The organism is Quyinboa mangrovi, assembly GCF_042219825.1.
Lineage (GTDB): Bacteria > Bacteroidota > Bacteroidia > Bacteroidales > UBA5342 > JBHJHP01.
The window spans coordinates 86,394-111,336 of record NZ_JBHJHQ010000009.1 but is presented as its reverse complement, the minus strand read 5'-3'; the positions used below and the strand labels follow the sequence as shown (position 1 = coordinate 111,336).

At 40.3% G+C, this 24,943-nt stretch carries 15 protein-coding genes and 1 tRNA gene; 9 read left to right on the top strand and 7 right to left on the bottom strand.

Annotated elements, in window-relative coordinates; translation table 11 throughout:
• Window position 1: 1 nt before the first annotated feature.
• The 6 genes from ACE1ET_RS18195 to ACE1ET_RS18170 all read left to right on the top strand — a co-directional run bounded on the left by ACE1ET_RS18195 (window position 2) and on the right by ACE1ET_RS18170 (window position 13,428).
• On the top strand, window positions 2–3,895 hold the full coding sequence (locus ACE1ET_RS18195) for a beta-L-arabinofuranosidase domain-containing protein (protein ID WP_375729847.1): 3,894 nt from the start codon (window positions 2–4) through the stop codon (window positions 3,893–3,895).
• 35 nt (window positions 3,896–3,930) lie between these two features.
• On the top strand, window positions 3,931–6,399 hold the full coding sequence (locus ACE1ET_RS18190) for a glycoside hydrolase family 127 protein (protein WP_375729846.1): 2,469 nt from the start codon (window positions 3,931–3,933) through the stop codon (window positions 6,397–6,399).
• A gap of 18 nt (window positions 6,400–6,417) precedes the next feature.
• Window positions 6,418–8,421, top strand: coding sequence for a beta-L-arabinofuranosidase domain-containing protein (locus ACE1ET_RS18185; protein WP_375729845.1), 2,004 nt, complete (start codon window positions 6,418–6,420; stop codon window positions 8,419–8,421).
• Window positions 8,422–8,706: 285 nt separating this feature from the next.
• Window positions 8,707–11,358: a glycoside hydrolase family 2 TIM barrel-domain containing protein gene (locus ACE1ET_RS18180; RefSeq protein ID WP_375729844.1), complete on the top strand. Its 2,652-nt coding sequence runs from the start codon at window positions 8,707–8,709 to the stop codon at window positions 11,356–11,358.
• A 4-nt stretch (window positions 11,359–11,362) separates the two neighbouring features.
• Window positions 11,363–12,331 (top strand): family 43 glycosylhydrolase, encoded by a 969-nt coding sequence (locus tag ACE1ET_RS18175; RefSeq protein ID WP_375729843.1) that lies wholly within the window; start codon window positions 11,363–11,365, stop codon window positions 12,329–12,331.
• Window positions 12,332–12,351: 20 nt separating this feature from the next.
• Complete coding sequence (locus ACE1ET_RS18170; RefSeq protein WP_375729842.1) at window positions 12,352–13,428, top strand: cellulase family glycosylhydrolase; 1,077 nt, start codon at window positions 12,352–12,354, stop codon at window positions 13,426–13,428.
• A 118-nt stretch (window positions 13,429–13,546) separates the two neighbouring features.
• On the opposite strand, the gene ACE1ET_RS18165 is transcribed toward ACE1ET_RS18170, so the two are convergent.
• The 7 genes from ACE1ET_RS18165 to ACE1ET_RS18135 all read right to left on the bottom strand — a co-directional run bounded on the left by ACE1ET_RS18165 (window position 13,547) and on the right by ACE1ET_RS18135 (window position 21,360).
• Window positions 13,547–13,630: transfer RNA gene (locus tag ACE1ET_RS18165), tRNA-Leu, on the bottom strand.
• Between the two features lie 103 nt (window positions 13,631–13,733).
• Window positions 13,734–14,249: an OmpH/Skp family outer membrane protein gene (locus tag ACE1ET_RS18160; RefSeq protein ID WP_375729841.1), complete on the bottom strand. Its 516-nt coding sequence runs from the start codon at window positions 14,247–14,249 to the stop codon at window positions 13,734–13,736.
• Between the two features lie 37 nt (window positions 14,250–14,286).
• Window positions 14,287–14,802 carry an OmpH/Skp family outer membrane protein gene (locus ACE1ET_RS18155; RefSeq protein ID WP_375729840.1) on the bottom strand — a complete coding sequence of 172 codons (516 nt, stop codon included), beginning with the start codon at window positions 14,800–14,802 and terminating at the stop codon, window positions 14,287–14,289.
• A gap of 43 nt (window positions 14,803–14,845) precedes the next feature.
• Window positions 14,846–17,539, bottom strand: a complete 2,694-nt coding sequence (locus ACE1ET_RS18150; protein WP_375729839.1) for a BamA/OMP85 family outer membrane protein — start codon at window positions 17,537–17,539, stop codon at window positions 14,846–14,848.
• A 3-nt stretch (window positions 17,540–17,542) separates the two neighbouring features.
• The gene (locus ACE1ET_RS18145; protein WP_375729838.1) at window positions 17,543–18,310 is read right to left on the bottom strand and encodes an isoprenyl transferase; all 768 of its coding nucleotides are present in this window, start codon (window positions 18,308–18,310) and stop codon (window positions 17,543–17,545) included.
• 2 nt (window positions 18,311–18,312) lie between these two features.
• Window positions 18,313–19,002: a type IX secretion system protein PorG gene (porG, locus tag ACE1ET_RS18140; RefSeq protein WP_375729837.1), complete on the bottom strand. Its 690-nt coding sequence runs from the start codon at window positions 19,000–19,002 to the stop codon at window positions 18,313–18,315.
• 201 nt (window positions 19,003–19,203) lie between these two features.
• Window positions 19,204–21,360, bottom strand: a complete 2,157-nt coding sequence (locus ACE1ET_RS18135; RefSeq protein WP_375729836.1) for an elongation factor G — start codon at window positions 21,358–21,360, stop codon at window positions 19,204–19,206.
• A 229-nt stretch (window positions 21,361–21,589) separates the two neighbouring features.
• On the opposite strand from ACE1ET_RS18135, the gene ACE1ET_RS18130 reads away from it, so the two are divergent.
• From ACE1ET_RS18130 to ACE1ET_RS18120, 3 genes are all read left to right on the top strand, one after another.
• Window positions 21,590–21,973 carry an START-like domain-containing protein gene (locus ACE1ET_RS18130; RefSeq protein ID WP_375729835.1) on the top strand — a complete coding sequence of 128 codons (384 nt, stop codon included), beginning with the start codon at window positions 21,590–21,592 and terminating at the stop codon, window positions 21,971–21,973.
• Between the two features lie 103 nt (window positions 21,974–22,076).
• Complete coding sequence (locus ACE1ET_RS18125) at window positions 22,077–23,534, top strand: LptF/LptG family permease (RefSeq protein ID WP_375729834.1); 1,458 nt, start codon at window positions 22,077–22,079, stop codon at window positions 23,532–23,534.
• Window positions 23,521–24,762 carry a bifunctional 3,4-dihydroxy-2-butanone-4-phosphate synthase/GTP cyclohydrolase II gene (locus tag ACE1ET_RS18120; protein ID WP_375729833.1) on the top strand — a complete coding sequence of 414 codons (1,242 nt, stop codon included), beginning with the start codon at window positions 23,521–23,523 and terminating at the stop codon, window positions 24,760–24,762. The genes ACE1ET_RS18125 and ACE1ET_RS18120 overlap by 14 nt, the downstream gene beginning before the upstream one ends.
• Window positions 24,763–24,943: the final 181 nt, after the last annotated feature.

Sequence of the window (24,943 nt, the reverse complement as noted above, 5' to 3'; positions counted from 1 at the left end):
AATGAAGAAACGATTACTGTTTTTTACTGTATTGGGGATAATGATATCAGCGATATCAAGTGCAAGTACGGATACAATTTTCTATCAATTCTCAAATTCAGGTATTTCGTTTGAAGGCTTGTATGCTAATCCAACAAACGGATGTGCTGTTACAGGTGATTTTAATTCCGACAACAGGCCTGATATTCTGGTTATGGGACCAAACTATAATGATTTCAATACCAGTTTTATCACAATTCTTAGGAACAAAGGCAATGGTTTTGAGAGAAATGTATTGTCGGCTTCAGGATTGAATAACGGGAGCATTGCTTATTTTAAAACCGGAGATAAAAAGTTTTTAATGGCATTTCAGGGTGGCTCAGGATATCCTGCCACCACAACAAATGCAAAGGCCTTTATTGCAGAAGTAAGTTTTGTTACAGCTACCCGGACAAAATTTGTAAAACTTCAGGATCTTGACTACGGATTGTATGACGGTGATGTCATGTTTCTTGATATCAATAATGATGGGCACAATGATCTGGTACAATTTGGTGGACCTAAAAAAGTTTACACGTACTTGAATGATGGTAATAACGTTTTTGCCTTAACCACAGAAGTCAGTGGACTAAAAGGAACAGTAAAGGGGAAAACAAAGACCGTGGATCTGAATAATGATGGTTTGCTGGATATAGTTTCAATTGATGAACAAAACGGATTATATGTTTATATCAATAATGGTGATTTGAGTTTTAATGCCTCAAAAGTGGAATCAGTTTACAGCTTTAAATCAAAACCCCGATTTGAATTTGGAGATTTCAATAATGACCAGCATATTGATCTGGTCGCTTTTGATTACTCTTCCTTCATGGGAAGTTATGCTGTTGCTCTTTTCTTTTCTGATGGTGCTGGTCATTTTACAGAACAGGAAGCGAATGGTTTTATGGGTGTTGAGCAGGCCGCAGTAGCAGTTGCGGATCTGAATCAGGATGGCAATCAGGATATTATATATGCCGGAGAAAACAATAAAGATAAACTATCTGAACCAAACGGAAGCATTACCAAAAAAGCCTATGTTCTTCTGGGTGACGGCGAGGGTGGTTTCATGCAGTACATTAAATCAACGCCGGAAGGATACAGTCCCGATATGTCATCACTGGCGCCTTTGAGCGGGGGACAATACATTGTAGACGATTTTAACGGAGATAATAAGCCGGATATCTTTGCTTTGGGAAATATTGGAAATGACTTTCCGGGTAAAGTGCCACGAAAAGCTGATTTGTACATATCACAGAATGTGGATTTTGGATCTCCTGTTGATCCGGCAATCGAAACCTTATGGAATTCGTACGATTATCAGGAAGTCCGGTTAACAAACAGCAGAATTAAACAGGCCCAGGATAAAGAAATAGGGTATCTGAAAACATTGGTTGTAAACCGGCTGTTTGCCAATACCCTGAAATATAATAAAGGCATCAATACGTATTCCAACTACGGAGGTTGGGAAGATGGCGGTTACGGCTGTTCATTTGCTCATTATCTGTCTTCGGTATCAATGGGTTATGCTGCAACCGGTGATAATGAATTACTTAACAGGGCTAATCAATGTGTTGATATCATTTCTGATGCTCAGGATGTTATGGGAGATGGATTCTTTTCATTTGCCGATGGTACCACATGGGCTTTTGATAAGACGGCTAAAGAAAAAAAAGTGTCCCTTGGTGGTTGGGATGAGAACGGTCACCCGTGGGATATTAACGGTGTTGGTATTTTCCCTTATGCACATCATAAAATTTTCGCGTCACTTCGCGATGCATATTTGTACACAGGCAATGAAAAAGCGAGAATTACCTTTTTAAAATTCAGTGACTGGCTCTTAATGTGGATGCAGAATTTTGATCAAGCCAATATGCAGAAAATACTTGAGGCGGAACATGGAGGATATGTTGAAACCCTTACGGATGCTTATGCATTAAGTGGCCATACCAAATACCTTGATGGTGCTTTGCGTTTTACCAGGCAAAATTTTGCCACAAGTATGAGTAATAACGTCGATGATCTTTCCGGTAGACATTCCAATTTTCATGTGCCTATGGCCCTGGGTTCTACCGTAAATTATTTATACAGTGGAAATGAAACAAGTAGAAAAACCGGGCACAACTTTTTTAATATGGTACTGGATCACCATACCTTGTGTGACGGCGGTAACGGAAATAACGAACGATTTGGTATTCCGGACCAGCTGACCTACCGGCTAGGAACAAGAAGCAGCGAAACCTGCTCGTCGTACAATATGCTGAAGCTTGCAAAACGCCTTTTTACACTTGAAGGGAAAGATGAATATCTTGATTACTACGAAAAAACACTCTACAACCATATTCTGGCCTGTTTATCTCCGGTGGAAGGCGAGGGGATAACTTACTATACAGGAATGTTGCCGGGCCAGTTCAAAATGTACGATAACCTCTACAATAATTTCTGGTGTTGCGTTGGAACTGGTATGGAAAGTCATGTAAAATACGTTGATGCCATCTATTTTAAAAATGATGATGGCATACTGCTTAACCTGTTTATTCCTTCAACGCTCTCAGATTCAGAGTCAGGTTTAAAGCTGGAAATGAAAACAGATTTCCCTGCGTCTGATGAGATTAATATAACGATCAATGATGCCGGTTCTTTCAACAAATCATTTTTCATCCGCTATCCTTCATGGGCAGAAAAAGAGAGCATGAAGATTTTTATCAACGGCAACCAGGAGACCATATTGGCAGAACCGGGTGAAAAAATAACAATCTCCGGAAACTGGTCAGCCGGAGATGAAATTAGGATAGTATTGCCATGCAATTTTCATATGGAAGACTTACCGGATGATTACAATGTGTCTGCACTTTTTTATGGTCCGGTACTGCTGGCAGGAGACATGGGAGCAGTGGGGCAGACTGACGTAGGCTCCAGTACGCCTCAACAGGATATTACAAATCCGAATCCACCGGATTATTTTCCGGCGTTAAACGGAAGAAGGGACAGTATAGGTTCATGGCTGAGAAAAACAGAAGGTAAGTTTGAATTTGAAACTTACGGACTGGAAAAAAACTATGTGTTAAAACCATTTTATGATACGCATCACAGGCGATATACGCTTTACTGGAAAATAGCTGACAGCAGTGATGCGGAAATGGAAAAACTCATTATTCCGGATCGTGTGCTGACCGGTAATGCAGTTAGTGAAGCGAATCATAATGTACGTCACAGTGCTTCAGGGGCAGGTTATGGTGTGTTTCCGTTCTGGGGAAACTCCTACCACCGGTTTCGCGATGCACAGGCTGATGGTTTTATAGCTTATAAGCTTAACCTGCTTGATCCTGAATTACATCCCGATACACAATATTACCTTCAGCTTACGTACTTTGGACAGGAACCATCCGGTTACGGAAACTTTAGTATGTATGCCGATAATGTTGAGTTTGCGCAACAGGGAAGTATTACCCGTCTTGCTCCACTGGATTTTGCAGTGCGGTATTATCCGATTCCCAAAAATCTTACAAACGGTAAAAAGGCTGTGGAGATAACTTTTAAAGGTGGACTTTTATCACTTTATGGCATTAAGATAACAACTACTGACGATATAGTTAAAACAAAAACCGGAGACGATCCTCATACGGATTTGGATGAAAATTTTGAATCTTCTGCAAATCATATTATAACATGGTATGCAAAACAACAGCTGACCATGAAAAATGCAGAGGGATACAAGTTTCAGGTTATCGATGTCAATGGAAGGCAGATTCTGTCTGATGTGGTTAAAAGCAGCTTTTATACCATAGATTTAAATATTCGTTCCGGTGTTTATCTGGTACGATGTACAAATGAGGACAAGATTTATGTATCTAAGTTCATGGTTAATCTGAATAAGTAATCCTGGTAATACATACCTGATGAATGTTTTTTGTAATGGAAAGATTTAGTATCAATACAATCTATATTAAGCTAAGTGTTCTGGTGATGGCCATCATGCTAACGGTTCAGGCTGTGCATGCGAATGAACTTGATGACAAAGCTGTCGTTTTTCCTGCCAGGCCTAAGCTTTGGCAAACCTTTTCATTGACAGATGTTCGCCTGCTTCCGGAAAGTCCATTTTTTACTGCAATGAAAATCTCGCAGCAGTATTTGCTCGATGCAGATGTTGACCTTATGCTTAACCGCCAGCGCAGACAGGCAGGCCTTGAAAGGAAAGGACCATATCCGGGATCTAATCAACCGGAAGGAACGCGTCCAGCCTACTGGGAGCATTATCTGTCCGGCATTTCGCTCATGTATGCACAGACGGGTGATGCCCGCTTTTTAGAGCGTGTCACTTATATGATTGAAGTAATTGATCATTGCCACGAAAAAATGCATGAGGAAAATAAGGATCTTCGACCATGGAGGAAGAAGGCTTTCAATACTGTATTGAGTGGAAAACTTACACTGGATGCTCCGGATGAACTGGGCTATCCATGGGGAGGAACGTCAGGGAATTTCTGGTATGGCACACACAAGGAACTGGCCGCTTTCCGGGATGCTTATCTCTATACCGGAAATGAAAAAGCGCTAAAACTGTACAGGGAAGAGGCAGACGAAATTGCAGATTTTGTATTAAGGGTCAATCCGGATTTGTTTGATGGGTTGCTTGATCTGGAGCATGGAGGAATGAATGAAGTATTTGCCGACCTGTACGCCCTTACCGGAGAAAGAGGTTACATGGATGTTTCCATGAAATTTAATCATCAAAAGGTAGTACTGAATATTGCCAATGGGAAGGATATCCTCTATGGCCGGCATGCTAATGCACAGATACCGATATTTGTTGGCACAGCAAGGCAGTACCAGTTAACCGGTGATGAGGTTAGCCGCAAAGCTACTGAAAATTTTCTGGATATGGTCTATCGCGATCATACCACCAGCATCGGTGGAAACAGCTGTTACGAAAGGTTTGGACGACCGGGAGAGATTACAGAACGGCTGGGATTTACCTCCTGCGAAACCTGCAATTCGTACAACATGCTGAAAGTATCGCTGAATTATTTTGAGTCCACGGGTGATTTGCGTTACATGGATTACTTCGAACGGACCCTTTACAATCATATTCTGGCATCACAGGACCCTGAAAGCGGTGGCGTAACGTATTACACCGCACTTAAGCCGGGTTCTTTTAAATCGTACAGCAATGGTTTCGATCTGGAAGGGATCTGGTGCTGTGTCGGAACGGGGATGGAAAACCACTCCAAATACGGGGAGGCTATATTTTTACATAATAACAGGGATTTGTACGTGAACCTGTTTATCCCGTCTCAACTGAACTGGGAAGAAAAAGGGTTCAAATGTACCATAGAAACAGCTTTCCCTGAAGATGATATCATAACAATTAAGATAGATGAGAACCAATCTTTTCATCACCAGGTTTATCTCCGTTATCCTGCCTGGTCAAAACGCTTACCCAAAATCCGGATCAATAATGAACCGGTAGCATTTGAAGCCGTGCAGGGTAGCTATATCCGCCTGACACACAATTGGAAAGCAGGTGATGTAATCAAGATTGAGATGCCCATGGATCTGTATCTTGAAAATGCCAACGATGACCCGTATCTGAGCAGTATATTTTATGGCCCGCTTGTTTTAGCCGGTGAACTTGGAAAAGATAAAATGCCGGGAAGCGATTTGGTCAGCAGGGCATTGCATTATAACGACTGGATCACAGAAACAGCAGATATCCCGGTGTTTGTAGCCGATAAAATTGATTTAACGAACTGGATTAAACAGGATAAAAGGGATCCGTTAAAATTTATAACCCATAATGCAGGTCAATTAAATGGAGGTTCCAAAGAGATAAGCCTGATCCCATATTACAAAATGCACCATCAGCGCTATTCTGTATATTGGAAAATCTATTCTTCTGATGAAATGACTTTCCGCAAAAAGGTGGTTCAGGATGAGGTGAACCCGTCATCGGAAAATGATGAAAAATCACACAACCTTAAGGGCGAGAGAATGATGAGGTCAGCAATTAAAGATGACCGTCATTTCTGGGAAAACAATCGCATTGGCCGCTATGCTGAAGAAGATGGCTGGTTCTCCTATGATCTGAAAATCAATCCCGGATTCACCCCAAATTATCTTGTTGTTACTTACTGGGGAGGTGCATCCCGGAACCAGGCCGTTGAACTGTACGTTAACAATAAGCCTGTTAAAACGGAGAACCTTTATGAAAGGTGGCCTTTAACCTATTATGAAGAAGTTTATGAACTTAGCCCTGAAATGACCGGGATAAAGGATAAAGTAACTGTGAAGTTTAAGGCTCCTGAGGGGATGAAGACCGGCCATATTTTTGGTGTAAAGGTGACTGCCGACCCGGATAAATTTCCTGACTATCTTTTTTACTAACCATTTGCAGACAAAAAAATGAAGAAGTTTATACTGATAATTTTTGTTGTTGTTTTCCTGTTTCCAATTACAAATGCTAAGGATAGGCGCAACACCCTTTATATTACAAATCAGGCACCTTTGGTGGCACAGCCTTACACATCTTTGCCCCTTGGTGCAATAAGGCCACAGGGAATGCTTTTGAAAATGCTGGAACTTCAGCGTGATGGTCTGACTGGTCATCTGGACAGTATTTACAGCGTGGTTTGTGGTCCGGATAACGGATGGCTTGGTGGAACCGGGGATGGTTGGGAGCGTGGACCTTACTGGCTGGATGGCCTTGTACCACTGGCGTATATTCTGGATGATGATGATTTAAAAGCCAAAGCACAGAAATGGATCGAATGGAGCATTAAGAATCAGCAGGATGATGGCTATTTCGGTCCTCGTCCGCTCCCTGAAGGATATGAACACATTCCGGGAACACAACAGGGAATGCGCGAGGACTGGTGGCCTAAAATGGTGATGCTTAAGGTGCTCCAGCAATATTATATGGCAACGGGTGACAAACGCGTCATCACATTGATGACCAACTATTTTCGTTACCAGTTGAAAATGCTTCCGGAAAACGAACTGGGTTATATATCATTCTGGGCGAATCGACGTGGAGGAGATAACCTGGGAGTCGTTCACTGGTTATATAATATCACTGGCGATAAATTCCTGCTTGAACTGGCTGACATTATTCATCAGCAAACGTTTGACTGGACAACAGTGTATTCGGATAATACTATTCGCCGTCTTAATCCTGTTCCTGATTTACATTGTGTTAATGTGGCTCAGGGATTAAAAGAACCGGTCATGTATTACCAGCAGCATCCCAAACAACAATATCTCGATGCGGTGAGATCCGGTTTATCGGCTCTGCTGGAGAGTCATGGATTTGTAAACGGAATGTATGGTGGTGATGAACGATTGCATGGAAATGACCCGACACAGGGATCGGAGCTTTGTTCTGCTGTTGAGATGATGTTTAGTTTTGAAAATATTCTTCCTGTTACAGGTGATGTGCATTATGCCGATTACCTTGAAAAAATTGCATACAACGTGTTGCCTACTCAAAGCACAGATGATTACATGCGGAAGCAGTATTTTCAGCAGGCTAATCAGGTTTATGTAACAGATGAAGATCGGAATTTCTTTAATGACGGTAACGGCAGGATTGTTTTTGGGACCACCAGCGGATTTCCTTGCTGTTTGACAAACATGCACCAGGGATGGCCTAAGTTTGTTCAAAACCTTTGGTATGCAACTGCAGGAAACGGACTGGCAGCCCTCGTTTACGGACCTTCTGAAGTGACAGCTGAAGTTGGTGATGGGCAGGAGGTGACTATTACCGAATCAACAGCTTATCCGTTTAAAGAGGATATCAGGTTTACCCTAAAAACTTCAGGGAAAGTTGAATTTCCTTTTCATCTGCGCATTCCTGAGTGGTGTCAGCAGGCTGAAGTGAAACTGAACGGAGCATTAATTGATACCAAATCAATTCATAATATAATCATTATAAACAGGGAATGGTCTTCCGGGGACGAAGTGGTACTTAAACTCAATATGGACTTTCGTTTTAGCAACTGGTATGAAAATTCAGTGGGTATTGAGCGCGGACCACTGGTTTATGCACTTCGGATAGGTGAAGAATGGAAAGAACTGGAGAAAGAAGGCTATGATGATACATTCTGGGAAGTTTTGCCAAAATCGCCTTGGAACTTTGCTCTGGTTAAAGATGAGATTTATGGTAAGAAATTAAAAGCTGAAGTGTCTGACGAGATTGCTACCAATCCCTGGAACCTTGAAAATGCACCGATTATGGTGAAAACAAAAGGGAAACGATTGCCCATGTGGACCATAGAAAGGGCTTCGGCAGGGAAAATACCATCACCTTCAAGCCCGGCCAGAAAGGCCGGAGAGAAGGAAGAAGATATTGTTCTTATTCCTTATGGTTGTACAACGCTGCGAATTTCAGAATTTCCGGTATGCGATTAACAAAGCGTTACAGAGTGGAAATTTTCGGTATTAGTATTCAATTAATACAGGTTTAAATGATCGGGACAAGGTCAGGTTCATGTTGCAGCTAAAAGTTTAAAGCGTATTTTGTAATGGAAACTGCATATAATGTTAAATTTAGATCCTTCAAAAGGTTAGGAAGCATATTTAAATTCAAGCATAGTGAAAATACGATGATACAACTAACGATTATTGAGACATTAGAGGGTTTATTAGTCTTCCGGTGTTCTAAGCATCAAAACAATATGATCTATAAATATTATAATGACTAAGATTAAAATATTGATAGCCGGCATCTTATTCGTTTTGACAATTGTTACTGCTTTCGCAGCAAGCGACAGAACTATAAACAGCAACTGGCTTTTTTTCAAGGGAGAACGGGATGAAATAAAAGTAAATGCAACAACAGAATGGGAAACCATAAACCTGCCTCACTCTTTTAACAGTGAAGATATTTACGACGACGAAAAAGGATACTATCGTGGTGAAGCCTGGTACCGGAAAGAGTTGTATATACCTTCCGGGGATTCGTATTATTTCCTACATTTTGAAGGAGTTAACCAGGAAGCAGAGGTTTATATAAATAATCAATTTGCCGCCAGACATGAAGGTGGTTACACGGCTTTTACGGTTCCCATTTCATCACTTGTAAAGGTGGATAGCATTAATAGTGTTACGGTAAAAGTGAATAACCGGTTCAACAAAGATATTCCAACTTTAGGTGCTGATTTTAGTTTTATGGGGGGGATTTATCGCGACGTGCATTTGATCGCTACATCAGCGGTTCATTTTGATCTGGTTCAGAATAGTACTTCAGGAATATATGTCAGAACACCAGCCGTTACAAAGGAACAGGCTCAGGTGAGCGTGGAGGCACTGCTGAAAAATGAAACGTCTCAAACTCAAAAAACCACTCTGGATGTGCTCATTAAAGATCACCTCGGAGTTGTGGTCAGCAGCTTTCAGCAAAGCATAAAATTAAAGGCCGGAGAAAACAGGAGTATTATGATGAATATGCCGGAGGTTAACGATCCCAGACTATGGTCTGTTGATGATCCTTACCTTTACAGGGTAGAATGCTTTTTAAAAAACAGAAAGAATGAGGTTGCAGATAAGGCTTCGTCTCCGCTTGGAATGCGCTGGTATAAGTTTGATGCAGAAAAAGGATTTTACCTCAACGGCGAACACTGTAAACTGATTGGGGTCAACCGCCATCAGGATTTTAAAGATCTTGCCAATGCATTACCGGATAAACTGCATGAAAACGATGTGAAATTGTTAAAGGCTATGGGAGGTAATTTTTTACGTGTAGCACATTATCCTCAGGATTCCAGGGTGTTGGAGACCTGTGATAAACTTGGAATTGTGGCATCGGTGGAAATCCCTGTAGTGAATTACATAACGGAATCAGAAGCATTTTACAACAACTGTAAAGCCATGATGAAAGAGATGATACATCAGAGTTACAACCATCCTTCTGTCATCATCTGGGCCTACATGAACGAAGTATTTATTCACGATCTTTACCGGGATCAGCCGGAGAGAAGAAAGGTGTATATTAAAAACCTGCACCATTTGGCATCTGAACTGGACTCCATTTCCAGGGCCATGGATAAAGAGCGCTACACCATGATTCCGTTTCACGGCGATTTTAATAAATACCATGACAACGGATTTACTGATATTCCGATGATTGCCGGCTGGAATTTATATCCGGGTTGGTATGGGAATAATATTCATGGATTTGAGGATTTTCTGGAAAGGCACCACCGTGTTTTGCCTGATATACCTATGATAATTACCGAATACGGTGCCGGAGCTGATCCGAGACTGCGTTCATCAGAACCGGAACGTTTTGACTTTACCCTGGAATATCAGCAGTATTATCATCAGCACTATTTACTGGAAATTATGAAACGTGATTATGTTGCCGGATCAAATGTCTGGAATCTGGCCGATTTTAGTTCCGAATTTCGCATCGACGCGGTACCGCACATTAACAATAAAGGTTTGGTCAGCTATGATCGCCGTCCCAAAGACAGCTATTATTTTTATCAGGCTGCACTTCTAAAAGAACCGTTTATTGCCATAGGCTCCAGGATAAGTCCTTGCCGGTCAGGACTTGCAGATGAAAACAACAGTGACGTTTCCACACAAAAAATTGACGTGTATAGTAATCAGCCAGAGGTGGATTTGATGCATAATGGAATTTCACTTGGCGTAAAGAAGATAAAGAATTATAAAGCCACCTGGGATGTACCGTTTATACAGGGTGATAATCAGCTTGAGGCCTTAACGCTGGATAATATAAAAGACTGTCAGAAAGTTAACTTTACGATCCAGCCCCGACAGGTTAATGCTTTTGACGTTGATCAGGTGTTAAGAGTATCGCTTGGCGATAAACGTGAATTTTGGGATGATCTTACCAAAGCTGTTTGGATTGCGTCTAAGGAATACTCTGAGGGTAGCTGGGGAAGCGTTGGTGGAAAAATGTATGAGCCGGATTACGGAAAAAGTTATGGCAGCGACTGGGCCATTTCAAGAACAGAGAATGATCCGATTTATCAAACGCAGATCATTAATATTGAAGTGTTTAAAGCCGATGTTCCTTCAGGCGAATATGAAATTACCCTGCTGTTTGCAGAGTTAACATCGTCAGAAGACCGCAAAGCCATGGCTTATGAGATTGGTATGGCCGATAAGAAAGATGAAAATGCAGGCCAGAGAATTTTTAATGTGTATGTAAACGGTATGCTGGTGCTTGAGAATCTGAACATTGCAGAGCAGTATGGAACAGCCACTGCGGTTGATTTTAAAATGCCGGTAACAGTTCAAAAACAAGGTGTAACTATTCGGTTTGAACCTGTTAAAGGACAGGCTGTGTTGAATGCCATAGAGATCAGAAGAAAGTATTAGGAATATGAAAACATTTTTAGCAATATTGTTGATAAGTTGTATGGTGCAAACGGATTTTGCACAACAGGAAATGCATTATGGCGACGATTCCAGACTGGGCGTTCCGTTTTCCAAAGATCCACATGTTATAAAATTCCAGGGACGATACCTCATGTACACCAGTGCTCCCGGACTCGCATCCAGGTCGGATATGAAAGGATGGGGAATTGGTGTAGCTGAGAGTAAAAATATGATCGACTGGGTTAAGATAGGGGAGATTGATCCGGTTGGTACATTGGAGCAAAAAGGGATTTGCGCACCCTGTGCGTTGGTTGTGAATGATACCGTTCATCTTTTTTATCAGACTTATGGAAACTGGAAAGAGGATGCAATCTGCCATGCCTGGTCAAAGGATGGACTGCATTTTACGCGCAATGAAACGAATCCCATTTTCCGGCCGACAGGAGAATGGAACTGTGGCAGGGCCATTGATGCGGAAGTATACCGGTTTAATGATCAATATTACCTGTATTTTGCAACCCGCGATCCATCCATGAAAACACAGTTTATGGGCGTGGCTACATCTCCGTTAAACGGCCGGTTTAAAAGGGAAACCTGGTCACAGCAGTGTGCTCAGCCAATATTAAAACCGGAATATCCGTGGGAAGGATTTTGTACCGAAGGAGCTTCTGTTATACAAAAAGGGGACTACCTGTACATGTTTTACGCCGGAGCATATAATAATCAACCCCAGCAAATTGGTGTAGCTCGTAGCAGGGACGGTATGACATGGGAGAAACTCTCAAATAAACCATTTCTTTGTAACGGCGATCCCGGCTCATGGAATTCAAGTGAATCAGGACATCCGCATATTTTTGAAGACGAGGATGGTAAAACCTATCTTTTTTACCAGGGGAATAACGATAATGGTAAAACATGGTACATTTCTTTTATGCCTGTATTCTGGCATAAAAATAATCCATACATTAAATAACCAACATTAATAATAACATCATGAGGAATGTATTTATCATTGCAGTATTGGGATTGTTTGTGGCAAGCTGCACAAATGATAAAACAGTTGCATCGAATGCAAAAGGTGAGCGATGGAGTGAACAAAAGGCAAAGGAATGGTATGCAGAGCAGGGTTGGCTGAGGGGCTGTAATTTTCAACCCAGTACGGCCATCAACCAACTTGAGATGTTTCAGGCCGAAACATTTGATCCTGAAACGATAGATGGTGAATTAGGCTGGGCCGCCTCCATTGGCATGAACCTGATGCGTGTTTACCTGCACCATGCTGCATGGGGAGCCGATCAGGTGGGTTTTAAAAGCAGTCTGAATGAATACCTCAGCATTGCCGATAAGCATGGCATAAAAACCATGTTTGTAATTTTCGACGATGTGTGGAATCCGGAATATTCTGTAGGTAAGCAACCTGAGCCGGTTACCGGAACACATAATTCAGGTTGGATACAGGATCCAGGTGCAATAATTCATCGCGATCCATCTATTTTAATTGCGTTGGAAGCCTACGTAAAAGACATTCTTGGTACATATAGGGATGATAAAAGGGTACTGGCCTGGGATTTGTATAACGAACCGGGTAACAGCGGTTGGGGCAACCGATCTATGGATCTTCTGAAGAAAGTTTTTGAATGGGGACGTGAAGTAAATCCATCGCAGCCCTTAACAGCCGGTGTATGGCTTTATAGTTTAAAGGATTTGAATAAGTTTCAGGTTGAACACAGTGATATCATTACCTACCATAATTACGAAACCATGGACAAGCATCAGGCTGCGATTGATACGCTTATCACGTATGGAAGGCCATTGATATGCACAGAATATATGGCACGTACCAATGGAAGCAATTTTATTGATGTAATGCCTGAATTAAAAAACCAGAATATTGGTGCTGTTAACTGGGGATTAGTGTCCGGAAAAACAAATACAATATATGCATGGAACACACCGGTTCCCGATGGCAGTGAACCGGAGGTATGGTTTCATGATATTTTCCGGAAGGACGGTTCAGCGTACAGTCAGCAGGAGATTGATTTAATAAAAAGTTTAACGGAGGCGAAGTAACGATAATTGGAACTAATAGGGTTGCAAGATATTTTCCCTGTTTAATTTATGCGCTCTATTCATTCTATTCGAGATTCTTTACACAAAAATAGCCCCCACAAATGTGAGAGCTTCTCAGTGCCCAGAACAGGACTCGAACCTGCACGTCCTTGCGAACACTAGTCCCTGAAACTAGCGCGTCTACCGATTTCGCCATCTGGGCATTATAATTTTAATCCGACGATTCAGATTTTCTTAAATGCGGATGCAAATGTAATAAAAAAGGTGCTTTAAAAAAGCACCTTCGCATATTTTTTCAGTAAATTTTACTGTTCTATTCCAAGTTTCTTTTTTACAAGCGGTGTGATGTCCACGCTTTGTGTTGAATGATAAAGAACAGTTCTGTTTGCCAAATCAAAAATAAAAGTGAATCCGTTTTCTTTCCCAACTTCATCAATCGCTTTTTGCACTTTATCAATAATTGGTTTAATCAAATCTGACTCTTTCTGCTGAAGGTCCTGCATGGCCACCTGGTTAAATGTAGTGATCTGCTGTTGAAGTTGCTGCAGCTCTTTTTCTTTGGTAGCTTTAATTAAATCGGTATAAGTATCTCTTTTTGCAAGATAATCTTCATATTTATTATTCAACTCATCTTCCATGGATTTCTGCTGTTCTTCCAGTTTCGAGGCATAAGCTTCAATTTCCTGTTGGGCAGCGTTCCTGTCCGGCAATTGAGCCAAAAGATCCTGTGAATTTATATGTCCGAATTTATAATCCTGTGCAAACGCAGATGTGGATAATAATATGGTAAAAGCAAATAAGATTGAAGTCAATCGTTTCATATGATTCATTTTAATTAAACGTGGCAAAAGTAACAAATTATTTGGAATAACCTAGTTTATCCAGAACGATATCGCTAATGTCGTTTTTGGAGTTGGAATAGATCAGGTTATTGCTGCTTGATTTATCAAAAATAGCGTCATATCCGCGTTCATCAGCCACTTCTTTTACGGCATTGTAAAGCTCATCCTGAATTGGCTTAATAAGACTTTCTCGCTTTTTGAAGAGTTCACCTTCCGGACCAAAATATTTACGTTTCAGCTCCTGTCCTTCTTTTTCCCGCTCAATGATTTCATTCTCACGTTTTACTTTCATTTCTTCAGACAGAAACACAAGTTCATTCTGATAATTCTGATACATGGTTTTAACTTCATTCATCATGGTTTCGACCTCCTGTTGCCATTTCGTTGAAGCCTGATCCAGCTGGTCCTGTGCCGATTCATACGCCGGAATATTCTTAAGAATATATTCACTGTCTATGAACGCAAACTTTTGGGCAGAAGCTGTGGCTGCCGTTAAAAGTATTGCAAAAATTGCTACTGTTATCTTTTTCATATTATTTGTTTTCTGAGGTTCAAAACAAAAACCCTGCCAAACTCTAAAATTGTTGGCCTATAACGAAATGGAACTGACTTGCTCCTAATGTTCCTCGTGCATCCTTATCAAATCCATATCCCCAGTCAATACCCATTAAACCGAACATCGGCAGGAATATACGGACACCCACACCAGCAGATCTTTTTACAGTAAAAGGATTAAAATTTTTCCATTCTCCCCAGGCGTTACCTGCTTCAAGGAAAGCCAGTGCAAAAATGGTTGAAGACGTTTCTAACACTAAAGGATATCTTAGCTCAGCAGTATATTTTACATACATATTACCATTTTCCTTGGCACTTCCAGATGAATAATACTCAATAGGTGTTAGCGATCCGTTTTCATATCCTCTTAAAGCTATGGTCTCAGAACCATACAAACTGTATCCTGACATACCATCTCCTCCAAGTCTGAATTTTTCAAACGGTGAAGTTTTATATTTATTGTAATACCCGAGGTAACCAAATTCTGCTTTGGCCATCAGAATAAGCTTGGCATCTTTTGTTAATGGAGTAAACGTTGCACCTTTAAACTTCCATTTATGGTATTCCACGTATTTGTTCAGAATCTGTGCATTGGCTTCCAACACTGCGGCATCATCTGTTGTAATTCCATTGGCCAGATCAGATACAGTTTTAAAATCTGTTTTAGAAAATAGTGAATAGGGTGGGGTTAACTGGACTGAAAAGGAGTACTGAGATCCGTTCCTGGTGAAAATAGGATTATCAATAGAGTTACGTGACAATGTGGTTGTAAAACTTAAAACATTCGATATTCCATTTTTGAATCCGAAATAGCTGTAATACCAGTCTTTAATATCATAACGTTGGTATGACAACTCATTGTACAACGTAAAGAAGTCGTCAGGCCAGTTTAATCTTCTGCCCAAACCCGCAGATGCACCGGTTACGTACATGTGTTTTGATGCCTCCGAGTTACGGAAATAGTCCTCTAGTGTGCTATACCCTCCGTAATCCGTATTTCCGTAGCCATATCCGCCGTAGCCTCCGTAATAAGAGGAGCCATAACCTCCGTAACCACCATATCCTCCATAATATGGATTGCTGTAAGCGCTGTAAGCTGCACTCAGGTCTGTCTGTACTGAATGATACATAGAAACAGACAAAGAATTGGGTTTCTTTCCTCCCAGCCACGGTTCGTTAAAAGACAGGCTGTATGACTGATATATCCTTCCGTTTGTTTGAGCCCTTAAACTTAATGTCTGGCCATCTCCGGATGGTAACGGATGATACGTTTCTTTATTGAAAATATTACGTATTGAGAAGTTATTAAACGACAATCCCAAAGTACCTACAAACATGCCGGCTCCCCAACCTCCACTTAACTCAACCTGGTCGGTTGCTTTTTCAGTTAGGTTAAAAACAATATCAACGGTGCCATCTTCAGGATTTGGCTTTGGAATAGGTTCAATACGTTCCGGGTCAAATTGCCCAATCTGAGCAAGTTCCCTTACTGAACGAATAATATTATCCTTTGAAAACAGCTGCCCTGGTTTTACGCGTAATTCGCGTCTTGCAACCTGTTCGTGAGTTCTGTCGTTACCATTAATAATAACTTTGTTTACTGTTGCCTGCGTACCTTCCGTCATTCTGAATTCCAGGTCGATGGAGTCATTATCAACCATTACTTCAACCGGAATGAGGTTAAAGAATAAATATCCGTTGTCAAGGTATAAATTGCTGATGGCATCGTCATCTGTATTCAAACGTTCATTCAACAGTTTCTGATTATACACATCACCATCTTTAATACGTAATTGCTGCGACAACTGATCGGATGTGTATTTGGTGTTACCTACCCACGAAAGATTTCTGAAATAGTACTTATCTCCTTCATCTACCTTCAGGTAAACATTTACCGTATTTTCTTCGGTGCCGGGATAAATGCTGTCTACTTCAATTACAGCATCCCTGTAGCCAAGTTCATTGTATTTTTCAATCAGTTTTATTTTGTCTTCGTCATATTGTTCCGTAATGAATTTCTTGGATCTGAAGAAGTTGCGCAGTTTATTTTTTTCATTGGTCTTCTTCATTGTGCGGTTAATCTTGTTGAAAGTTATTGCCTGATTGCCATCAACTATAAAGTTTGCAATCTTCACTTTTTCTTTCTTGTCCACAAAAATATCAATAATCACCTGGTTTTCAGCATTAAGGTCATCTTTTTGATGGATTGTAACCGTTGTATTATGAAATCCTTTTTCAATAAAATGATTCTTTATAACTTTTTGGGTATTATTAATAAGGTTTGGAGTTACCTGTGCCCCTTTTATCATACTGATTTTTTCTTCCAGATCAGTGATTTCACTCTTCTTCAAGCCATGATAATTGATAACTGATAACCGTGGTCGTTCCTGGAGTTGAATATTAAGATATACTTTGTCATTTACAATGCTGTCTGCGGTAATGGTAACATCCGAGAACAACCCCTGTTTCCAGAACTTTTTGATGGCTGCGGTTATATCGTCTCCAGGAATCGAAACTTCGCTTCCAACAGCAAGTCCGGAATAAGCAATAAGCAAGCTCTCCTCATAGTGTTTGATTCCACTGACGGTTATTGCACCAATAGTATATTTACGGGGAGCTGAATAATAAATTTCAGGTTTTACATTCGTCTGCGCCAGTACACCTGATAATAAACATAAAAATGCGAGTGATAACAGTATAGTGCGTTTGATCATAATCTACTTTGTGTTTCCTTGAGCTATTTGTTCACTGGTTTTGCCAAATCGTCTTTCTCTTTTCTGATAGTCGTAGATAGCTTTGTATAATTCCTCTTTTTTAAAATCAGGCCAGTTCGTATCTGTGAAATAAAATTCGGAATAAGCAACCTGCCAGAGCAAAAAGTTACTTATCCGTAATTCCCCGCTGGTCCGGATTAATAATTCAGGATCCGGCATGTCTTTAGTTGTAAGATATGTTTCAAAAAGAGCATCATCTATCTCTTCTGCACTGAATTTTCCGTTCAATGCATCCTTAACCAGTTTTTGTGTGGCGTGTACAATTTCCCACCTTGAACTATAGCTCAGTGCTATGGTTAAAACCAATCCTGTATTTTTTGATGTTGCTTTCAAAGCATTTTCTACTTTCTGATAAACGTGCTGAGGAAGCATTTCGTTACACCCGATAGTAGAAAGTTTAATGTTATTTTTTACTAAATTCTCAATTTCGGAATCGATACCGTTCACTAAAAGTTCCATTAAGGCATTGACTTCATCCGATGGTCTGCCCCAGTTTTCAGTTGAAAATGCATATAATGTAAGATATTCCAGATTTAGTTCTGCAGCTGCTTCGGTAATGGTCTTAACACTTTCCAATCCCTCCTTATGTCCAAAAATTCTGTCAGTCCCGTTACTTTTTGCCCATCGGCCATTGCCATCCATTATTATGGCAATATGCTTTGGAAGCTTGTCCGGGTTAATTTTGCTTTTGTATGATTCTTCCTTTTTCATGTTTAGTTATATGAGCCACTGCCACAACGCCATTTGTGTTTAAAAATACTTATTGTGGCAAAAATGCCAAAACAGGTGTAGTAATCGTTATTTATAATTGAGGATCCGTTAAGATTATACGGATTGTTTAATACGTCACCAGTACTGTATGTATCTAATTCGTCTGTAAACATTTTTCTCATGCCTATTTCTGCACCTAAAGTAAGGTTTTCCAACACCTTCCATTTAACACCTCCACCAAAGGGCAGGTTTGGTGCAGTTACCATTCCATTGTTTCCACCCATTAACAGGGTCATTCCGAATCCCGTATAGATATATGGTGTGAATGTATAATTTGTTTCACCTTTGGCATTACTCAAAGGGAAAAAATTATATTCCAGATTTAATCCCATATCCCAGAATTTCTTTGAAAATTCATACTGGGCATTATGTGGTAAATAATTAGAGGTGTACTTTGTTGATCCGTTCAATGTGCCATAATACCCGTTAAATTTAATTTCGTAACGGGGTGTTATTAGAAAACGGACTATTCCTCCATACTGATCCTGAATCTGTAAAAAGGGATAGCTGGGATTACCGTCACCCAAGTAAAAATTACCACCATAGGCACCACCAATAGCTACCCTGTATTGACCGTAACCTATACCGCAAAAAGATATCCAAACAATTATTACAAAAATAAGCCTGTTCATTTGTCTGTTTTTACAATACTTTTTGCAGTTTTTTATGCTCCTGCAAAAGTAATATTTAATCTTAAAAAACAACTTTTATACATATATATTATTGTCTGTACTAAAGGTTTTTTGTAATAATTAACAAACAAATAATGATCTATTTACGACAAAGAGCTTCCCTTTTGAGGAAGCTCTTTGAGGCATAAAAAAATAAGCAGATTACTCTTCGTCTTCTGATTCTTCATATTCTTTGAGCAGAATATCCTGAATTTCCGGCGGTACTTTTTCGTAGCTGGCGAATGCCATAGTATAACGTGCACGGCCACCTGAGTTTGAACTCAAGGATGTTGAATACGAGTTCATTTCTTTTAATGGAACTTTAGCGCTGAGTTTTTCAAAACCTTTTTCGCTTTCCATTCCCATAATCATACCGCGACGTCCCTGGAGGTCACTCATTACATCACCCATTCTGTCTGAAGGAACCCAGACAGTAACATCATAAACCGGTTCAAGAATTTTAGGCCCTGCATTTTTAAATGCCATACTGAAAGCATTTCTTCCCGCCAGTTTAAATGATATTTCGTTGGAGTCAACAGGGTGCATTTTACCATCGTAAACACAAACGCGGATATCGCGGGCGTATGATCCGGTTAGAGGACCAGTTTCCATACGTTCCATAATGCCTTTAAGAATGGCAGGCAGGAAACGTGCATCAATGGCACCACCCACAATACAGTTATAAAATACCAGTTTACCACCCCATGACAGCGGAATTTCATTTTTATCCCTTACATTAAGTTTGAATTCCTGACCATTGAATTTATACATGGTTGGTTCTGGCATACCTTCTTCATAAGGTTCAATAACTAGGTGAACCTCTCCAAACTGACCAGCACCACCAGACTGTTTTTTATGACGATAGTCGGCTCGTGCAGCCTTTGTGATTGTTTCGCGGTAGGGAATTTTAGGATCAATAAACTTAATATTAAGTTTATCGTTATTCTCAATTCTCCATTTTACAGTTTTTAAATGAAACTCACCCTGACCGTGGACAATGACCTGTTTCAATTCTTTGGAATACTCAATTACAATTGTAGGATCCTCTTCATGCATGCGTTGCAGAATTTCACCTAGTTTTTCATCGTCCGATTCATTTTCGGCTTTAACTGCCACCCTGTATTTAGGATTCGGATAATGAATAGCTGCAAGTTTGAAATCTGTGCCTTTTGTATTAAGGGTATGATTTGTTCTGGTTTCTTTCAGTTTTACGGTTGCACCGATATCTCCGGCCTGTAGCTCACTGACCTTGTTTCGGGTCTGTCCAGCCACACAATATAATTGCGACAAACGTTCTTTGGATCCTCGGTTAACATTTATGAGGTCATCTCCTTCAGCCACCTTACCAGACAAAACTTTAAAATAGGAAACTTCTCCCAAATGCGGTTCAATTGATGTTTTGAACACAAACAGTGAAGTTGGTCCGTTAACATCACATTTAATATCATCACCTTTATCGGTTTGGGGTTTTGGCATTTCGGATACCAGGGGAACCACATTTCTAAGGAATTCCATTAACCGGCGGGTTCCCATGTCTTTAGCTGCAGACACACAAAATATAGGGAAGATATCCCGTAGAATCAATCCTTTGTGTATTCCTTCACGCATCTGGTCTTCGTTCAACGAACCTTCTTCGAAATATTTTTCCATCAAAGCTTCATCATTTTCGGCAGCAGCTTCCACAAGAGTATTGTGCAGCTCTTCTGCTTTTTCTTTCTGGTCCTCCGGGATATCAATAATTTCCGGAGTACCTCCGTCGGGTCCCCATTTGTACATTTTCATCTTCAGTACGTCAACAAGTGCATTGAAACCAGTGCCGGTTGCAACAGGATACTGAACTACAACTACTTTTGATCCGAACTGGGTTTTTAGAGATTCCAGTGTTTTATCATAATCAGCTTTTTCATGATCCAGCTGATTTACAACAAAAACAACAGGTTTTTTTTCGTCCTGGGTATATCTGAAGTGGTTTTCGGTACCTACTTCCACTCCATTTTGTGCATTAATAACCATTAATGCAGTATCAGTTACATTAAGAGACGTTACCACTCCACCAATAAAATCATCGGAGCCGGGACAGTCGATGAAATTTAATTTCATGTTTTGCCATTCTGTGTAGAGGACGGTCGAGAACACCGAATACTCATAATCGTGTTCTACAGGAAAATAGTCCGAAACTGTGTTTTTTCCTAAAACTGTGCCTCTGCGCTTAATTACTCCACCCTCATACAGCATGGCTTCTGCAAGGGTGGTTTTCCCAGAGCCGGAATTACCCAGCAAAGAGAAGTTTTTGATTTCATCTGATTTATAAACTTTCATGGAATAGTGAATTTATAGATTAGAAATTTTATAGTACTTTTTCAAGTAGCCGGCAAATTATTCAATATTTCATTCAAATCCAAGGATTTATATTTTGAGCCTGATGTATTTAAAAACATTGTTATAAAACATGTGTCTTATTTTGTTTTTTCACGTTTTGTACAACTTTATTGAGTTTTGTTTACTGGAAAAAAAGTTCTATATTCCGCCACTGAATAATTGATAATTAATGGAACAAAAAGTAAGATTTGAGCAGGAATACATAGTAAACGCGTCAATTAGCGTCATTTACCCCATGCTAAGTACTCCAAGCGGCTTGTCAGATTGGTTTGCTGACGATGTGAATATTAACGGAAAAACATATACTTTTTTCTGGGACGGAGCTGAGCAAATCGCTGAGCTTATTGCAAAACGAACTAACGTTTTTGCTCGTTTTAAGTGGATTGAAGATGATGATCCTAAGGCTTATTTCGAGTTTAAACTGACAACCGATGAATTGACCAATGAAGTTGCACTGGTGATTACCGATTTTGCTGAGAAGGAAGAAGTGGAAGATGCAAAAGAACTATGGGATACTCAGGTTGACAAGCTCAAACACAATTTAGGAATATAATACATTAATACACAATATTTAACTGGCAGGTTTATCTTTGGTAAGCCTGCTTGTTTTTTTACACCGCTTTAATTATTAATTTTGCGCTCTGAAATTTGGAATGATGAAAAGGCTTTACGTCTATATTCTTAAAAAATTCTTCGGACCACTTATTGCCACATTTTTTGTGTCCATTTTTGTATTGTTCATGCAATTTCTGTGGTTGTATGTCGATGACCTTGTAGGTAAAGGTCTTGATACGATGGTGGTGCTTGAATTTGTATTTCAGGCTATTCTCACTTTACTTCCGCGAAGCGTCCCGCTTGCTGTTTTACTGGCCTCTCTGATGACATTCGGTAATATGGGGGAGAAGCTTGAATTGCTTTCTATCAAAGCAGCCGGAGTTTCGCTATTCAGAGCAATGACCCCCGTAATTATTCTGGTAACATTTGTAAGTGTTGCGATGCTTTATTTTAATAATGATGTATATCCCGAAGCATTCCGGAAGATGCGGGTTTTGATATATGATATTAAACGTGCGAAACCGGAATTGTCTTTTAAAAATGAAGTATTTAATACTGATATTCCGGGTTTGACAGTTAGGATAGGGAAAAAGGATATTAAAACCGGAATGCTTCATAACGTGATGATTTATGATCAGCGCGGTAATAATGAGCCGACAGTCACGAGAGCTGATTCGGGACTAATGGAGACGACGGAGGATAAACGACACCTGATTCTGACCTTGTTTGACGGGAAAACATATGGTGAGGTTAGGGAGGAAAAGAACAAGCCCTCTAAAAATAGCGATTTTGCGCAACCATTCAGGAGGGATACATTTCAGAAACAAACTGTATTGTTTGAGATCGATGAAAATTTCAAGAAAAGTAGTGATGATGCAGCTAAGAATCAATACTTCAGTAAAGACTATAAGCAACTCGCAGAATCCTACGATTCACTGGTAACACTGGACGATAAGCGGGCAGAATTGTTTTATTTGTCTAAAATAAAATTTGCCTATCACAAAAATTTGCCTGAATCCAGAACGAAGAATGTTATCAATCCTGTTCAACGGAATACGGATTATGATCTTGATAGTCTGTTTGTAATGATGAATAAAAGGCAACAGGAAAGCACGATTAATTATGCATTGCAATCAGCCCGGAAGGTTAAGAATAATATTATGGAACGCGACAGGGAAGAAGAAAATATTTTGTATAACACCCGGAGGCATTTGTTTGAATTGAACAACAGGATTGCATTAGCGTTGTTGAGTCTGATCATGTTCTTTATCGGTGCTCCTTTGGGAGCTATTGTAAGGAAAGGGGGGCTGGGATTACCAGTTGTTTTGTCTGTGTTTTTCTTTGTACTATATTATATCATTGATAATTTTGGGCGTCATTTAACATATAATGCAGGGCATTCGGCATATGTCGGTGCATGGCTGAGTACCATGGTATTACTGCCAATAGGAATTTTCCTGACCAGGCAGGCAACCAGCGACTCAGTAATTATGAATGTGGAGAACTACTATTTATTCTTTAAGAAGATATTTAAAAAAAATAAAAATGAGCGAGGATAATTTCAGGTTGGATCCGATCGAAGATGCTGTTGATGCTATTCGTCAGGGGAAACTTGTGATCGTTGTTGATGATGAGGACAGGGAGAATGAAGGGGATTTTATTTGTGCTGCGGATAAAATAACCCCTGAAATTGTAAATTTCATGACCATTCACGGACGGGGTTTGATCTGTGTGTCTCTTCCAGAGGAAAGATGTAATGATTTGAACCTGGATATGATGGTGGGTAAAAGCAATGCGATACATGAAACGGCTTTTACTGTTTCTGTGGATAAAATCGGCGATGGATGTACAACAGGCATTTCCGCATCTGATCGTGCCAAAACAATTGCTGCTTTGGCTTCACCCGATACAAAACCTGAAGAACTGGCTCGTCCCGGACATATATTTCCGCTCAGGGCTAAAACCAAAGGAGTGCTTCGAAGAGCAGGGCACACCGAGGCAGCCGTTGACCTGACCAGAATGGCAGGACTGCAGCCGGCTGGTGTTCTGGTTGAGATAATGAACGATGATGGAACTATGGCCCGTTTACCCGATCTGGTAAAAGTAGCTGAGAAGTTTGATCTGAAATTAGTTTCCATAAAGGATTTGATAGCATTTCGTCTTCAGAATGAATGTTTGATCGAAAGGGGAGAAGAGGTTCAGATGCCGACCAACTACGGAATATTTAAGCTGATCCCGTTCCTGCAGAAATCGAACGGACAGGAACATATTGCTCTGATAAAAGGAGAATGGACTGAGGATGAACCTGTGTTGGTACGCGTGCATTCTTCATGTGTTACAGGTGATATTTTCGGTTCTCTGCGTTGCGAGTGTGGGGAACAGTTGCATATTGCCATGCAGACCATCGAAAAGGCAGGTAAGGGTATTCTGGTTTATATGAATCAGGAAGGAAGAGGTATTGGGCTGATGAATAAAATTAAAGCGTACAAACTTCAGGAGCAGGGACTGGATACAGTTGAAGCCAATGTTCATTTAGGTTTCGATCCTGATGAAAGAGATTATGGGGTCGGAGCACAAATTTTACGTGATCTGGGTGTGAGGAAAATGCAGCTTATGACTAATAATCCTGTGAAACGAATCGGATTGCAGGCTTTTGGACTGGAAATTGTAGAAAATATTCCGCTGGAAGTAAAACCAAATAAATACAATGAGTTTTACATGAAAACCAAACGCGACCGAATGGGGCATATTCTTCATAAATACGACTACGATAAAGATAAGTTTTAATCATCAGACACAAGTATCAGGAATCAAGAATCAGGACTTAAAACGTTTTTACCGGAGTTCAGAGAAGGTAGGTCCTCCTTTTTTTAAAAGGAGGTGTCCCGATTTATCGGGGCGGAGGATTTTTTGAAACCTATTAACAGACTTCATTTTCCTGGTCGTTTTTTCATATTATCAGTCACTA